Origin of the sequence: Plantibacter sp. Leaf1 (assembly GCF_001421315.1) — a bacterium.
Classification (GTDB): domain Bacteria; phylum Actinomycetota; class Actinomycetes; order Actinomycetales; family Microbacteriaceae; genus Plantibacter.
Window position 1 is genome coordinate 2,003,175 of the sequence record NZ_LMJX01000002.1, and the last position, 13,344, is coordinate 2,016,518.

Below are 13,344 nucleotides of genomic sequence, written 5' to 3' on the forward strand. Positions count from 1 at the left end.
CCAGGCAGTCTTGACCGCCAGCGTCTGACGGTACTCCTCTACCCTGAACGTGGACGAATCGTGTCCCCGGCGTTGACAGCGGGGACTCAGCGAAACAGCGCGTCCGAGGAGCCGCGATCCCGCAATCGGCACTGCCGCCCGCTCGACCGGCCGCAGTAGCCTGTGGGGATGACCACCCGCCGCACCCTCGACCAGTCCTCCAAGCTGAAAAGCGTCCTCTACGAGATCCGGGGGAAGGCCCTCGTCGAGGCCGTGCGTCTCGAGGCCGACGGGCACCGCATCCTCAAGCTCAACACCGGCAACCCCGCCATCTTCGACTTCGAGGCTCCGCACCAGATCGTGCGCGACATGATCGCGGCGCTCCCCCACTCCCACGGGTACAGCGACAGCCGCGGCATCCTCTCCGCGCGCCAGGCCGTCTCCTACCGCTACGAGGAGATGGAGGGGTTCCCCCGGGTCGATCCGGAATGGGTGTTCCTCGGCAACGGCGTCTCCGAGCTCATCACGATGACGATGCAGGCCCTCCTCGACGACGGCGACGAGGTCCTCATCCCCGCGCCCGACTACCCGCTGTGGACGGCGATGACGAGCCTCGCGGGTGGCACCCCGGTGCACTACCGCTGCGATGAGGAGGCGGACTGGGCGCCCGACATCGAGGACATCCGCTCCAAGATCACGCCGAACACGAAGGCGATCGTCGTCATCAACCCGAACAACCCCACGGGTGCGGTGTACTCCCGCGAGGTGTTGGAGCAGATCGCCGGGGTCGCCCGTGAGCACGGGCTGCTGCTGCTCGCCGACGAGATCTACGACCGCATCCTGTACGACGACGCCGTCCACATCCCGATGGCGACCGTCGCCCCCGATCTCCTCTGCCTCACGTTCAACGGCCTGTCGAAGACCTACCGCGTCGCCGGCTACCGGTCCGGCTGGCTCGTGATCACGGGGCCGCGTGACCACGCGCGCGGCTTCCTCGAGGGCATCACCCTCCTGGCGTCCACGCGTCTGTGCCCGAACGTGCCGGCGCAGCACGCCGTGCAGGCGGCGCTCTCCGGGGTGCAGTCGATCGACGCCCTCATCGCACCGAGCGGTCGCCTGCTCGAGCAGCGCGACGCCACCTGGGCCGGCCTCAACTCGATCCCCGGGGTCTCCTGCACCAAGCCCATGGGTGCGCTCTACGCCTTCCCGCGCCTCGACCCCGAGGTCCACGAGATCCACGACGACGAGCAGCTCGTCCACGATCTACTGGTGGCGGAGCACATCCTGCTCGTCCAGGGCACGGGCTTCAACTGGCCGGACCCCGACCACCTGCGGGTCGTCACCCTGCCGGAGGAGCGCGTCCTCACCGACGCGATCGAGCGACTCGGCAACTTCCTGTCCTCCTACAAGCAGTAGGCGCTAGACGCCGAGGTACCGGCCCGGCCGGTGGTTCAGCGCGAGGATGAGGTTCAGCAGGACCGCGCCGAGCGCCGACACGAGGACGTTGAGCGGCGGGACCGCGACGAGTGACACGAGCACGACCACGGTGTCGACGGCCATGAGGACGTAGCCGGCTCGGAGGCCGAAGCGGTCCTGGAGGATCAGCGCGACGATGTTGAACCCACCGAGACTGGCTCGGTGTCGGAACAGGATGAGGATGCCGACGCCGCAGAGCACGTTGCCGACGACGGCCGCGTAGAACGGGTCGAGGTGCCCGACCGGCAGGAACAGCGGGTGCACGCCGGACAGCACGGAGACGAGCACGATCGCGCCGCCGCTCCGCAGCGTGAACACCCAGCCCTTGCCGCGGATGGCCAGCAGGAAGAACGGCAGGTTGATCGCGATGAAGAGGACCGGGAACGGCACGGGTGCGAGGTAGCTGACGAGGAGCGACAGACCGGCCGTCCCGCCCGTGACCGCCGACCCGGCCTTGAGGATGAACAGCCCGAACGACACGACCGTCACGCCGACGAGCAGACCGAGGATGTCCTCCACCATGCCGTGACGGATGGGCGACGGGGCCGGGCTCGGCATGGCGGGGGTCTGCTGCGCGCTCGGCTGCTGGGTGCTCATTCCGCCAACGATGCGTCAGCTCGGACCGTTGCGCAACACGGGTAGAGTGCAGTGGTCATCGTGCTCCATTCCCGGCCCGAGAGTGAGCAACATGCCTCATGCAGCGACCATCGACCACCTCGACGCGCGCATCCTGACCGCGCTCGACGACGACCCGTCCATGACGACCCTCGCGCTCGCGCGCACCCTCGGCGTCGCGAGGAACACCGTCCACGCCCGCCTGCGTCGACTCGAGACGAATGGCGCACTGGGCGCCCCGAGTCGCCGGGTGCGACTGTCGGCGCTCGGCTACCCACTCACCGCGTTCATCGAGATCTCCATCCGGCAGGACCTCGCGACGGAGGCCTATGCGGCACTCGAGTCGATCCCGGAGATCGTGGAGGTGCACGCGACCACCGGCGACGCCGATCTCTTCGCGAAGGTCGTCGCGCACGACACGGAGGACCTGCACCGCATCGCCGGCGTCCTGCTCGCCGCGCCGGGGGTGGTCCGGACGAACACGAAGGTCTCGCTCATCGAGGTCATCCCCTACCGTTCGTCGAGCCTCCTCGACCGCCTCGCCGAGGAGCCGTCAGCGGGCTGAGCCCGTCAGCGGGCTGAGCGGGCGCGCACCACGGCGGCCGTGCCCGCGGCGATCGCGACGACCGTCCCGTAGCCGAGGACCGTGGCGTGGAGCCCGATGGCCGAGGCGAGGAGCCCTGCGATGACGGCCGGGACCCCGAAGGACAGGTACGCGACGATGTACAGCGCGGCGAACAGCTCGGCGCGTTCGTCGGCCGGCGCGAGCGGGACGAGCGAGGCGATCGTGCCCATGAACGCCGTCCCGAATCCGGTACCCGCGATGACGACGGCGACCACGGCGATCGGGAGCGAGCCGAGGACGAGGGCGACGAGCAGCAGGACCGTTCCGACGGCCAGCGCGGAGGCTCCGTAGACCGCGGCGACGACCGGTCGGCGTCGGTGCAGGACCGCGGCGGCGACGGCCCCGGCGGCCGGCAGCAGTCCGATGAGGAGCGCGCCTCCGAGCTGGCCGTCGACGCCGAGTTCCGTGTGCATGATGCTCGGCCCGAGTGACAGGAAGAGGCCGCCGGTCGCCCAGCCGCCGAGGACGATCGGGATGCTGACGACGAAGAGCCGTCTGGCCTCGGCTGGCACGGCGGCGCGAGGTCGGATGGCCCGCGCCCACCCGGGAGCGAGGGCCGAGGTCTCCGGGACGAGCCGGATGAGCCCGGCGATGAGCAGGTAGGCGACCGCCAGCGGCAGGAACGTCCAGCTCGACGGGTCGGCGACCGTCTGCAGCAGGACACCCGCGAGGATCGTGCCGGCGGCGAGGCCGATCATCGGCGCGATGGCGTTCAGCAGGGTCGCGGCTCGCGGCCGTCCGGGTGGCGCCAGATCGATGATCGTCGCTGAGAGCGTCGAGAGGAGCGCCCCACTGGCGAGCCCCTGGAGCACCCGGGCGAGGTACAGCAGCGTTCCGGAGTCGACGTGCCAGAGGAGCAGCATGCTCGCGGCGAGCACGACGAATCCGGCCGTGATCACCGGGCGTCGGCCGAGGTGGTCCGAGACCGAGCCGATCGTGAGGAGCGCGACCAGCAGGGCGAGCGCGTAGGCGGAGAAGGCGATGGTGACGCCGATCGGGCCGATGCCGAGCCGCTCCTGGAGCTCCGGGTAGAACGGTGACGGGGCGCTCGCACCGGCGAGCATGAGCGTGCTGCCGAGCCCGGCGAGGACGAAGCCAAACCGGCGGCGAGGAAGCGCACGCTCGCCGGCGGTCATGGTGGGCACGGGTCGGGTCGGGGGTGACGGGGTCGTCGTGTGCACGGGCGGCTTCCTTTGGTTCCAAAAATGTCGAACGATTGGACGATACGCGCTTCCCGGTGATTGTTCAACTATTATCGAACCATGCCAGCGCCCGCCGATCTCGCACACCCCGACCGCGAGGCGATCGAGCTGCCGGCCGTCCTCTTCGCACTGAGCGATCCGGACCGGCTCGAGATGGTGCGGCAGCTCCGGGACGGGCCGATGGACGCCGCGAACTGCACCGCACTCGACCCCGCGATCCCGAAGTCGACGAAGTCCCACCTCATGAAGGTGCTCCGCGAGGCGGGCGTCATCCGGAACGAGCCGAACGGTCGCCGCCGCACGCTCACCCTCCGCACAGACGACCTCGACTCGCGATTCCCCGGCCTGCTCGACGCCGTCCTCGACGCGGACTGACCGACCGCACCCACGCCTCGGACTCACGGCGCCCGGACGGGAACTGCCAGAATCGTCAGTGCGGTGATCGACCGCGCACACGACGAACGGGGGACGGGGAACATGGGAACGCTGCGGTACGGGAACGAGGCGCTGGAGCTCGAGGATCGGACCCTCGCCCACGTGCAGATGGTCGTCGTCTCAAAGCTCCGCAAGGGCGAGGCCTTCCTGCTGTCCTGGACCATCGACCCGGCTCACGGCTCCGGCCGCTACGCGATCTGGATCGAGACCGGCGTGCCCATCGTCTTCCGGTTCACGGGTTCGCGCCCGGTCGCGCTCAACCGCGCCTGGTTGCAGGCCATGCTCGATCGCACCTACACGCCGGCAGGCCTCGAGCTGATGCCCGAGGGCGAATACCCGGAGAACTCCGGCGACCACTGAGTCGGCCGGAAGCACACGGCGGCGAGTAGCACAGGGGCTCGGGCGGTTCAAGCGGCAGCTGCACGACGAGTGCTCGATTACCATCGAGACCATCGAAGGTCGGGGACTTCTGAGAGTCGGCTCGAGCGGTGCCTGGAGGGCCTGCAGCGCGTGGTCGAAATCGTCGAAGACATTCGGAGGCGGGTCGCACGGATCAGACCGTGCGGCCCGCCTCGCACATCTCACCGCCGATGCGGCGTCCGGTCGGGGCGCCGATCAGTGCTGCGCGTCGGCGACGTCCTCCGGCGACCGGTCGATCGAGTCGACGGCCTCGCGCATGCGGTCGAGGAAGTCGACGATGCCGGCCGCGATCTCCGGTTCGATCCCGGTGGTCGCCTCCATCATGCGGTGGTGCATGTGACTGAGCGTCTTGCGGACCTCGGCGTCGGCGAAGTCGGTGGTCGACACGGTCACGCGCCGACGATCGGTCTCGCTCGGTCGGCGGACCACGTGGCCCGCCGCCTCCAAGCGATCGAGCATGACGGTGACCGAAGACGTCTTGATGCCGAGGTAGGCACCGAGGTCCGTGGGGCTGACGAGGCGCTGCTCCTGCTTGGCGCGCAACATGAAGCGCAGGGCCAGCAGGTCGTTCTCGCCCATGTGCATCTCGTCGCGGGTCCGGCGACGCATGGCGGCCTCTGCAGCGCGGTACAGACGCATGGCTTCGAGCATGCGGCGTCCGCGCTCGTGCTCGTCCTGTTCGTACCAGTAGTGCTGTGCTGCAACGGCTTGGGCGCTCATGAAATCCAACAGTAGTCGTTCTCGTAACGAGAACGTCTAGCGGAGTCCGGATCGTGATGTCAAGTGGGGTACATGCAGACGCATGGATCGCTAGATTCTCTAACAATACTTATCTTAAGCAAGGAGCAGTCATGAGCACGGTGCTGGAGCGAGGCGCGACGACCACGGTCGCTTGGGCCGAGCCGGACGCGACCCTCTGGGTCGCCTCGATCGACGGCGAGTACGCCGGGATGGTCGAGTTCCGGGACGGCCGGTTCGTGGCCGCCTCGAGCACCGGGAAGGACCTCGGGATCTTCGTCTCCCTGCTCCGCGCGAAGGAAGCGGTGGAGAACGGTCCGGCGAAGTCGCTCCCCTTTCCGTACGTCGCCACGGTCGCCGCGTCCGCGCTCGTGTCCGCGACCGCCGTCGCCTTCACCGCGTTCGCCGTCCTCTGACCCTTCCGTGAAGCGCTCACTCGAGCTCCTCCCGGACGGCATCCTCGCCGAACGCGCCGCCGACGGAGACGTCGCCGCGTTCGAGGTGATCGTGTTCCGACACGGTTCCCTCATGCGGGCGTACGCCGTGCGCGTGCTCGGGGAACGGTCCGAGGCGGAGGACGTCGTCCAGGACGTGCTCATCCAGGCCTGGGGACAATTGGACCGGCTGAACGACCCGAACGCCGTGAAGTCCTGGCTCATGCGCATGGTCTCCAACCGCGCGATCGACCGCCTCCGACGCCGACGCGAACACAGCGACATCGAGGATTGGAATGCCCCCGCACCGTCCCATCAGTCCCCGGAGCGCGTGGTCGAGGTGCGCATGCAGATGAGCGCCCTCGCCGCGGTCCTCGACGGTCTCCCCGCCATGCAGCGCGAGTGCTGGATGCTCAAGGAGACGGGCGGCCTCTCCTACGTGGAGATCGCCGAGTCGCTCGGCGTGCCGGCGTCGACGGTCCGTGGGCAGCTCGCCCGGGCCAGACAGACCGTCCTGCGCGAGATGGAGGTGTGGCGATGAACGACGACGTCGACCCCGAGGCGACCCTCGACGGTCTCGACGGCGCGGACCTCGACGGACACACGATCGACGAACTGTCCGAGTACCTCGACCGCGGCCGTGAACCGCGCGACGCGAGCATCGAGGACTCCCCCGGCTGCCAGCTCGCCTTAGACGCCCTACTGCGACTCCGCACCCAGACCTGGGCGCTCCTCAAGTCGGAAGCCGCGACCCACTCGGAGCACGACCGCTCCTGGATGCATGCCGTGCTGCAGAACATCTCGCTCGAGGCGCACGCCGGTCGGGACATCCCCCTGAGACACCCGGATCCCGAGGTGCGTTTGCACCTGACCGAGGGCTCGGTCCGCACCCTGATCCGCGGGGTCGGCGACGACGTCGGCGGCGCGATCATCGGACGTGTCCGCCTCGACGGCGACGTCACCGTGCTCGACGCACCGGTCACGGTCGCGATCACGGCCTCGGCGGCCTTCGGCAACAACCTGGAGCAGCTGTCGCAGCGGATCCGCGATCGCGTCACCGCGGAACTCGCGATCCACACCGAGCTCAACGTCACCGCCGTCGACGTCACGATCATCGACATCCACACGCAGCGCCTCATGCGGCCGGAGGACTCCTGATGGACACCGAGGTGGAACTCTCGCGGTTGCTGACCACCGCCGTCGCCGCGACGCCGGGCGTGACGGCGGTCTACGCGTCAGGATCGCCGGTCCGGGCCGTGCTGCGTGTCGCCTCCGAGGCGTTCGGCCGGGACGACGAACCCGCGAAGGTGGCCGTCACCCGTGGGGACGACGGCGCCGTGGTGGTGCGCGTGACGATCGGCGTGACCGACGGGGCGCCCGTCCCGGCGACCACGCGGCTCGTCGGCGATGCGATCCGCTCGGTCCTGCTCGAGCGCGACGGTGCGGCGGCGATCACCGGGATCGACGTCCGGGTGTGCCGGATCGAGGAGGGCGCGGCCCCCATCCGCTGACCCGTCTCAGACCGGCGCCGGCTCCTGCTGCGACGGTGGTGCGGTGCCGACGGTGCGCTGCCGGTGGCGTCGCTCGATCGCCTGGCCCGCGTAGCTCGCGACGATGATGAGGGCGGCGCCCAACGCCCCCAGCGGCCCGATCGCCTCGCCGGCGATGAGCACACCGACGAGCAGCGCCCAGACGGGCTCCGTCCCCATGAGGATGCTCGCCCGGGACGCCGAGGTCCGGCGGACGGCCCACAGCTGGACGACGAACGCGAACACCGAGCACAGCAGGCCGAGGAAGAGCACGTCGACCCAACCGCGGGCGTCGAGCCGGGAGACGGCCGTCGCGAGCCCACCGCCGGCGAGCAGCGAGAACGCACCAGCGCAGACGACCATCTGGACGAGGACCACGCCGAGGGTGCTGTCCCGACGGCCCCGCGTCAGGTGCGCGCTCGACGTCACATGGACGGCACGGACGACCGCGGCGGCGATCACGAGCGCGTCGCCCGCGGTGGGTGCGCGGAGACCTCCGTCGGACACGAGCAGGGCCACGCCGACCACGGCGGCGACCGCCGCCACGAAGTAGGAGCGCGGCAGCCAGGATCGCGAGGCGACGCCGTCGAGGACGGGGGTCATGACGAGCGCGAGACTGATGAGCAGCCCCGCGTTGGTCGCGGACGTCAGGTGCACGCCCCAGGTCTCCAGGCCGATGATCGCCGCCTGCGAGCAGCCGAGTCCCGCCGCGATGAGCAACCCGCGGCCGCGCGGCAACCGTTCCCGGCGCACGAGGCAGATGACTCCGACCGCGATCACCGCGACGAGGAACCGGAGGGCGACCGCTGACGGCACCCCCGTGACCGCCGCGAGGTCCTTGGCGGCGAGGAAGCTCGCACCCCAGACGGCAGCCACGCCGACAAGGAGGATGTCGACGAGGAGTTCAGCGGGTGCGCGGCGGGCCATGCCGCTACTCTCCTGGAGACGGACCCGGTAGAACAACGGCCAGTGTCTGGATCGACGATGAAGGAGATGCGCATGGACCCGGCCCGACTCCGACTCCTCCGCGAACTGGGTGACCGCGGCAGCGTGGTCGCCGTCGCCCAGGCGCTCCACGTGAGCCCCTCCGCCGTCTCGCAGCAGCTCGCCGCCCTGCAGGCGACCCTGCCGGTGCCGCTCACCGAGAAACGTGGCCGACGGCTCGTGCTCACCGAGGCCGGTGAGGCTCTCGCCGTCGCAGCCGCACGGGTGGAGGAGGCGCTCGCGGAGGCGCGGGAGGCCGTCGACTCCTTCCTCCAGCACGAGCAGCGCCCGGTCAGCGTGTCCGCGTTCCACAGCGCCGGGCTCGCGCTCTTCGGCCCCCTGCTGACCGCGGTGGGGTCCCCGGGGAGCACCGGGCCGGCCGGCCCCGTCCCGCGCCTCCTGCTCGCCGACGCCGACGTCGCCCAGGACCGCTTCGCCAGTCTCACCGCCGACTACGACCTCGTGGTCGCCCACCGCCTCCCCCACGAACCGGCCTGGCCGCTCGACCGGCTGGTCGTGACCCCGCTGCTCGTCGAACCACTCGACATCGCCATGCACGAGGCGCACCCGCTCGCCGCGCAGCCCGAGGTCCGCCCGGAAGACCTCCGCGACGAACCCTGGATCTCCACGCACGAGGGCTTCCCGCTCGCCGGGGTGCTCCACCACCTCGGCGCCATGAGCGGGCAGGCGCCGCGGATCGACCACCGCATCAACGAGTTCTCCGTCGCCGCCCAGGTGGTCCGCACCGGTGCCGCGATCGCGGTCATGCCGCGGACGACCGCCGCTCCCCTGGCGGTCGACGGCATGGTCCTCCGCCCGGTCGCGGGCGCCGTCCTCGTCCGCCACGTCGACGTCCTGGCGCGGCCCGAGGCGATGGCGCGGACCACCGTCCGGACGGTGCTCGCCACACTCCTGCGGGTGGCGGTCGACGCAGCCCGCTGACCACGTATCAGCCCTCCGACAAGACGTCCACCCCCCGTCGCCCATGCCTCGGGAGGCGCAGGGTGGAAGGACAACGACGAAGGAGCATCCATGCGCGCACTCACGTACCAGGGTCGCCGTTCGGTGTCGGTCGAGACCGTCCCGGACCCCGCGATCACCGCCCCGACCGACGCGATCATCCGCGTCACCTCGGCAGCCATCTGCGGCTCCGACCTCCACCTCTACGAACTCTTCGGCCCGTTCCTCGACCGCGGCGACGTCCTCGGCCACGAGACCATGGGCGTCGTCGAAGCCGTGGGCTCCGAGGTCACCCGCGTCTCCGTCGGCGACCGCGTGGTCATCCCGTTCACCATCGCGTGCGGCGAGTGCTTCATGTGTCGCAACGGCCTGCAGTCGCAGTGCGAGACCACCCAGGTGACCGAGCACGGCAGCGGCGCCTCGCTGTACGGCTACACGAAGCTCTACGGCCAGGTGCCCGGCGGGCAGGCCGAGTTCCTGCAGGTGCGGCTCGCCGACGCCAACTGCATCGTCGTCGGCCGCGAGCTGCCCGACGAGTCCTACCTGTACCTGAGCGACATCCTCCCGACGGCCTGGCAGGGCGTCGAGTACGCCGAGGTTCCCGAGGGCGGCTCGATCACCGTGCTCGGTCTCGGTCCCGTCGGCCAGCTGGCCGCCCGCATCGCCAAGCACCGCGGCCTCGAGGTCTTCGCCGTCGACCCGGTCCCGGAGCGTCGCGCGCTCGCCGAGCGACACGGCATCCGCGCCCTCGACCTGTCCGACGACCTCGTCGCGGAACTCCGTGACGCCACCGGTGGACGGGGACCCGACGGCGTGGTCGACGCCGTCGGCATGGAGGCGCACGGTTCACCGGTCGCCGCCGCCGCGCAGACCGCGGTCGGGCTGCTCCCCGACGCGGTCGCCCGCCCGGCGATGGAGCACGCGGGCATCGACCGCCTCGCGGCCCTGCACACGGCACTCGACCTCGTCCGCCGTGGCGGTGTCGTCTCCCTCAGTGGTGTCTACGCCGGTGAGGCGGACATCATGCCGATGAAGTCGATGTTCGACAAGCAGGTGTCACTCCGGATGGGGCAGTGCAACGTCGCCCGCTGGATCCCGACGCTCCTGCCGCTCGTCGAGGACAGCGCCGATCCGCTCGGCGTCCTCGACCTCGCGACGCACCGGGTGCCGCTCGACGAGGCTCCCGCCATGTACGAGACGTTCCAGAAGAAGGAGGACGGCTGCATCAAGGTCGTCCTGAAGCCCTCGGCATAACCGCTGACCGCACGAAACGACCCGCGCCGATCACTCGGCGCGGGTCGTTTCGTGTCAGTCCTGGGTCACCAGTCGCTCGGACCGGCGCTCCCCGCCTCGTACTCCTCGAGCGTCGTCTCGCTCGCGGCCCACGCGTTCACCACGGGGGTGACGATGCGCCAGCACTGCTCGGCGATGTCGCCGCGGACCGAGAGCAGGGTGTTCTCCTGCAGCAGGCCGGCGAGGACCTGCGCGTAGGCGCTCAGGGTCGCCGCACCCGGGTCGGCCTCCAGCTCGACGCGCCGCAGCCCGTCCACGTCGTCGGCGCCGGTGACGATGAGGTCCAGGTGCACGGCGCCGCCCTTGAGCGACATGCGGAGGACGGTGTCGGACGGTCCGTCGGGAGCGTCCAGGCCGGTCGGCACCGCGGAACGACGGAAGTGCACGGCGACCTCACGACGCGGGTCGCTGATGCCCTTGCCGGAGCGCAGGACGAACGGCACGCCCTGCCAGCGCGGGGTGTCGACCTGCAGGAGGATCTGCGCGAGCGTCTCCGTGTCGCGCGCGGGGTCGACGTCGGGCTCGTCCACGTAGGAGGGGAAGAAGCGCTCGCCCACCCGACCCTCGGTGTAGCGGGCGCGACGGGCGGTCGACGGGTCGTCCTTCCAGAGGCGCACCGCCCCGAGGACCTCGGCGATGCGGTCGTGGACGTCCGTCGGCGTCACCGCGTCGGGCCGCTCCATCGCCGTGAGCGCGAGCACCATGAGGAGGTGGCTCTGCAGCATGTCGCGCAGCGCCCCCGTCTGGTCGTAGAACTTGGCGCGACCCTCGAGACCGAGCTCCTCGTCGTAGAAGATCTCGACCTTCTCGATCTGCTCCGCATTCCAGCCCGCTTCGAGCAGCCGGTTGCCGAAGCGCAGGCCGAGCATCCCGAGGACGGTCGCGTTGCCGAGGAAGTGGTCGATCCGCCACAGCCGCTCCTCGGGCACGACGTCGGCGAGCGCCGCGTTGAGCGCCTGCGCGTCGGCGAGGTCGTCGCCGAACGGCTTCTCGATGGCGATGAGGAGGTCGTCGGGCAGGTCGATCTGCGCGAGGGCTTCGGCGACCTTGCGTCCGGCCGAGGGCGGCAGGGCGATGTAGAGGATCGGCGAGCCGGTGCAGGCGTCGAGGAGCGCTCGGAGTTCGTCCGGGTCTGAGGCGTCGGTCGGGATGAACTCGGTGGTCGACACGAGCGCGTCGACGGTCCGGTCACCGATGCCGGCGTCCTCGAGGCTCGCCCGCACGGTGGCCCGCCACTCCTCGTTCGACTGCGGCGTGCGGGCGGCTCCGATGATCTGCAGGGAGAGACCGCGCGCGGCGTCGACGACCTCGCCGAGGCCGGGGATCAGGAGCCGCTTCGCCAGGTCGCCGTTGGCGCCGAGGATCGCGATGGTGCGCTTCGTGGGTTCGAGGGATTCCGCATCGGGGATGCCGGGCTGGTCGTCGGGATCGGGCTGAGTGGTGGTGTCGGACTGATCGCTCATGGTCCCATCCTCACCGAACCGGCTGCGAGACGCTCGGGGTTGCGGTGGCCCGAGCCCCCGGTCACTGAGCCGCACTCCGGTCCCTGAGCCTGTCGAAGGGCACGCCGGTCATCGAGCCGCACTCCGGTCCCTGAGCTTGTCGAAGGGCTCACGCCGAGTCGCGGACCACGAGCTCCGTCGGGAGGGTGATCGCCGCGGGGCGCTCGCCCTCGATGACCTGCAGCAGCAACCGCACCATCTCGGCGCTGATCCGCTCGAACGGCTGCCGCATGGTCGTCAACGCCGGCTCGGTGCCGAGCGCGATGCTCGAGTCGTCGAAGCCGCCGACGGCGACGTCCTCTGGGACCCGCTTCCCGGCGGCGTGCAGGGCGTCGATCGCGCCGGCGGCCATGCGGTCGTTGGCGACGAACACGGCGTCGATCGTGGGGTCGGCCGCCAGCAGCTCGCGCATCGCGGCCTCGCCGCTCGCCCGGCCGTAGTCGCCGTGCCGTACGAGCCGTTCGTCGAATGCGTCGCCGAGTTCCAGCCGGTAGCCCTCGAGCCGGGTCACCCCTCCCGGGGTGTCTGCCGGACCGGCGACGGTCGCGATGCGTTCCCGGCCGAGGCTCCGCAGGTGGGCCACCATCTCGCGCGCCCCCTCGAGGTCGTCGGCGGCCACATAGCCGAGACGCTTCTGGAATCCGAGCGGGATGCCACAGGCGATCGCCGGCACCTTCGAGTCGACGATGTCACTGATGAGTCGCTGCCCGCTGTGCGCCGAGACCAGCAGCACGCCGTCGACGTGTCCGGCCTCGATGTACGCGAGAGCACGCTCCTGCTCGGCCGCACTGCCCGCCATGATGAGCACGAGCGACAGCTGCCGTTCGGCGAGCGCCTGGGCGGCCCCCGTCAGCAGCATGGAGAAGTTGGGGTCTTCGAAGAGCAGTTGGTGGTTCTCGGTGAGGAGGAACGCGACGGAGCCGGTGCGGTTCGTGGCGAGGCTGCGGGCGTGGGGGTTGACCCGGTACCCGGTCTTGCGGATGGCCGCGTCGACCGCGGCTTTCGCGTCCTGGCTCACCCATCGGCCGCCGTTCAGCACCCGCGAGACGGTGCCACGGGAGACACCGGCGGCCTCCGCGACGTCGTCGATCGTCGGGCGCCGACGGGACGGGACGGTGGTCATCCCGTCAGCCTAGTGCGGGGGCGTTCCGC

16 protein-coding genes are annotated in these 13,344 nt (G+C 70.6%); 10 read left to right on the forward strand and 6 right to left on the reverse strand.

Annotated elements, in window-relative coordinates; translation table 11 throughout:
- Nucleotides 1–168: 168 nt before the first annotated feature.
- Nucleotides 169–1,395, forward strand: a complete 1,227-nt coding sequence (locus ASE44_RS11730; RefSeq protein ID WP_056009747.1) for a pyridoxal phosphate-dependent aminotransferase — start codon at nucleotides 169–171, stop codon at nucleotides 1,393–1,395.
- A 3-nt stretch (nucleotides 1,396–1,398) separates the two neighbouring features.
- Here ASE44_RS11730 and ASE44_RS11735 read toward each other — a convergent pair whose 3' ends face one another.
- Nucleotides 1,399–2,052, reverse strand: coding sequence for a YitT family protein (locus ASE44_RS11735; RefSeq protein ID WP_056009749.1), 654 nt, complete (start codon nucleotides 2,050–2,052; stop codon nucleotides 1,399–1,401).
- Nucleotides 2,053–2,143: 91 nt separating this feature from the next.
- On the opposite strand from ASE44_RS11735, the gene ASE44_RS11740 reads away from it, so the two are divergent.
- Entirely contained in the window at nucleotides 2,144–2,635 is a 492-nt protein-coding gene (locus ASE44_RS11740; protein ID WP_056009751.1) for an Lrp/AsnC family transcriptional regulator, read from the forward strand.
- A gap of 5 nt (nucleotides 2,636–2,640) precedes the next feature.
- Here ASE44_RS11740 and ASE44_RS11745 read toward each other — a convergent pair whose 3' ends face one another.
- Nucleotides 2,641–3,876 carry an MFS transporter gene (locus tag ASE44_RS11745; RefSeq protein WP_235522591.1) on the reverse strand — a complete coding sequence of 412 codons (1,236 nt, stop codon included), beginning with the start codon at nucleotides 3,874–3,876 and terminating at the stop codon, nucleotides 2,641–2,643.
- 81 nt (nucleotides 3,877–3,957) lie between these two features.
- On the opposite strand from ASE44_RS11745, the gene ASE44_RS11750 reads away from it, so the two are divergent.
- Together ASE44_RS11750 and ASE44_RS11755 are read left to right on the forward strand one after the other, a co-directional pair.
- Nucleotides 3,958–4,272, forward strand: coding sequence for a helix-turn-helix transcriptional regulator (locus tag ASE44_RS11750; RefSeq protein WP_056780008.1), 315 nt, complete (start codon nucleotides 3,958–3,960; stop codon nucleotides 4,270–4,272).
- Nucleotides 4,273–4,335: 63 nt separating this feature from the next.
- Nucleotides 4,336–4,692, forward strand: a complete 357-nt coding sequence (locus ASE44_RS11755) for a hypothetical protein (RefSeq protein WP_056780011.1) — start codon at nucleotides 4,336–4,338, stop codon at nucleotides 4,690–4,692.
- A 255-nt stretch (nucleotides 4,693–4,947) separates the two neighbouring features.
- Here the strand turns inward: ASE44_RS11755 and ASE44_RS11760 are convergent, their stop codons facing one another.
- Nucleotides 4,948–5,472: a MarR family winged helix-turn-helix transcriptional regulator gene (locus ASE44_RS11760; protein WP_056780017.1), complete on the reverse strand. Its 525-nt coding sequence runs from the start codon at nucleotides 5,470–5,472 to the stop codon at nucleotides 4,948–4,950.
- Nucleotides 5,473–5,603: 131 nt separating this feature from the next.
- Here ASE44_RS11760 and ASE44_RS11765 point away from each other — a divergent pair, with 131 nt between their 5' ends.
- Genes ASE44_RS11765 through ASE44_RS11780 form a run of 4 tightly spaced genes read left to right on the forward strand, consistent with a single transcriptional unit; the run spans nucleotide 5,604 to nucleotide 7,435 of the window.
- The gene (locus ASE44_RS11765) at nucleotides 5,604–5,906 is read left to right on the forward strand and encodes a hypothetical protein (protein WP_056780019.1); all 303 of its coding nucleotides are present in this window, start codon (nucleotides 5,604–5,606) and stop codon (nucleotides 5,904–5,906) included.
- Nucleotides 5,907–5,913: 7 nt separating this feature from the next.
- Entirely contained in the window at nucleotides 5,914–6,465 is a 552-nt protein-coding gene (locus tag ASE44_RS11770; protein ID WP_056780022.1) for an RNA polymerase sigma factor, read from the forward strand.
- Nucleotides 6,462–7,082, forward strand: coding sequence for an Asp23/Gls24 family envelope stress response protein (locus tag ASE44_RS11775; RefSeq protein ID WP_056011709.1), 621 nt, complete (start codon nucleotides 6,462–6,464; stop codon nucleotides 7,080–7,082). The genes ASE44_RS11770 and ASE44_RS11775 overlap by 4 nt, the downstream gene beginning before the upstream one ends.
- A complete protein-coding gene (locus tag ASE44_RS11780) occupies nucleotides 7,082–7,435 on the forward strand; it encodes a hypothetical protein (protein WP_056780025.1) in 354 nt (117 codons plus the stop codon). The genes ASE44_RS11775 and ASE44_RS11780 overlap by 1 nt, the downstream gene beginning before the upstream one ends.
- Before the next feature lie 6 nt (nucleotides 7,436–7,441).
- Here the strand turns inward: ASE44_RS11780 and ASE44_RS11785 are convergent, their stop codons facing one another.
- Nucleotides 7,442–8,380, reverse strand: coding sequence for a DMT family transporter (locus tag ASE44_RS11785; RefSeq protein WP_056780028.1), 939 nt, complete (start codon nucleotides 8,378–8,380; stop codon nucleotides 7,442–7,444).
- 72 nt (nucleotides 8,381–8,452) lie between these two features.
- Here ASE44_RS11785 and ASE44_RS11790 point away from each other — a divergent pair, with 72 nt between their 5' ends.
- Nucleotides 8,453–9,379 carry a LysR family transcriptional regulator gene (locus ASE44_RS11790; protein WP_056781142.1) on the forward strand — a complete coding sequence of 309 codons (927 nt, stop codon included), beginning with the start codon at nucleotides 8,453–8,455 and terminating at the stop codon, nucleotides 9,377–9,379.
- 90 nt (nucleotides 9,380–9,469) lie between these two features.
- Nucleotides 9,470–10,651: an alcohol dehydrogenase catalytic domain-containing protein gene (locus tag ASE44_RS11795; RefSeq protein WP_056009765.1), complete on the forward strand. Its 1,182-nt coding sequence runs from the start codon at nucleotides 9,470–9,472 to the stop codon at nucleotides 10,649–10,651.
- Nucleotides 10,652–10,716: 65 nt separating this feature from the next.
- Here the strand turns inward: ASE44_RS11795 and ASE44_RS11800 are convergent, their stop codons facing one another.
- Both ASE44_RS11800 and ASE44_RS11805 read right to left on the reverse strand, forming a co-directional pair.
- Nucleotides 10,717–12,153, reverse strand: coding sequence for a glucose-6-phosphate dehydrogenase (locus ASE44_RS11800; RefSeq protein ID WP_082455979.1), 1,437 nt, complete (start codon nucleotides 12,151–12,153; stop codon nucleotides 10,717–10,719).
- 148 nt (nucleotides 12,154–12,301) lie between these two features.
- Nucleotides 12,302–13,315 (reverse strand): LacI family DNA-binding transcriptional regulator, encoded by a 1,014-nt coding sequence (locus tag ASE44_RS11805; RefSeq protein ID WP_056009767.1) that lies wholly within the window; start codon nucleotides 13,313–13,315, stop codon nucleotides 12,302–12,304.
- Nucleotides 13,316–13,344 lie beyond the last annotated feature (29 nt).

Bases quoted from the DNA above. Each gene is read 5' to 3' on its own strand.
- ASE44_RS11800 (WP_082455979.1), bottom strand. From the start codon at position 12,153: ATGAGCGATCAGTCCGACACCACCACTCAGCCCGATCCCGACGACCAG.
- ASE44_RS11730 (WP_056009747.1), top strand. From the start codon at position 169: ATGACCACCCGCCGCACCCTCGACCAGTCCTCCAAGCTGAAAAGCGTC.
- ASE44_RS11780 (WP_056780025.1), top strand. From the start codon at position 7,082: ATGGACACCGAGGTGGAACTCTCGCGGTTGCTGACCACCGCCGTCGCC.
- ASE44_RS11735 (WP_056009749.1), bottom strand. From the start codon at position 2,052: ATGAGCACCCAGCAGCCGAGCGCGCAGCAGACCCCCGCCATGCCGAGC.
- ASE44_RS11775 (WP_056011709.1), top strand. From the start codon at position 6,462: ATGAACGACGACGTCGACCCCGAGGCGACCCTCGACGGTCTCGACGGC.
- ASE44_RS11785 (WP_056780028.1), bottom strand. From the start codon at position 8,380: ATGGCCCGCCGCGCACCCGCTGAACTCCTCGTCGACATCCTCCTTGTC.
- ASE44_RS11740 (WP_056009751.1), top strand. From the start codon at position 2,144: ATGCCTCATGCAGCGACCATCGACCACCTCGACGCGCGCATCCTGACC.
- ASE44_RS11760 (WP_056780017.1), bottom strand. From the start codon at position 5,472: ATGAGCGCCCAAGCCGTTGCAGCACAGCACTACTGGTACGAACAGGAC.
- ASE44_RS11790 (WP_056781142.1), top strand. From the start codon at position 8,453: ATGGACCCGGCCCGACTCCGACTCCTCCGCGAACTGGGTGACCGCGGC.
- ASE44_RS11765 (WP_056780019.1), top strand. From the start codon at position 5,604: ATGAGCACGGTGCTGGAGCGAGGCGCGACGACCACGGTCGCTTGGGCC.
- ASE44_RS11750 (WP_056780008.1), top strand. From the start codon at position 3,958: ATGCCAGCGCCCGCCGATCTCGCACACCCCGACCGCGAGGCGATCGAG.
- ASE44_RS11795 (WP_056009765.1), top strand. From the start codon at position 9,470: ATGCGCGCACTCACGTACCAGGGTCGCCGTTCGGTGTCGGTCGAGACC.
- ASE44_RS11805 (WP_056009767.1), bottom strand. From the start codon at position 13,315: ATGACCACCGTCCCGTCCCGTCGGCGCCCGACGATCGACGACGTCGCG.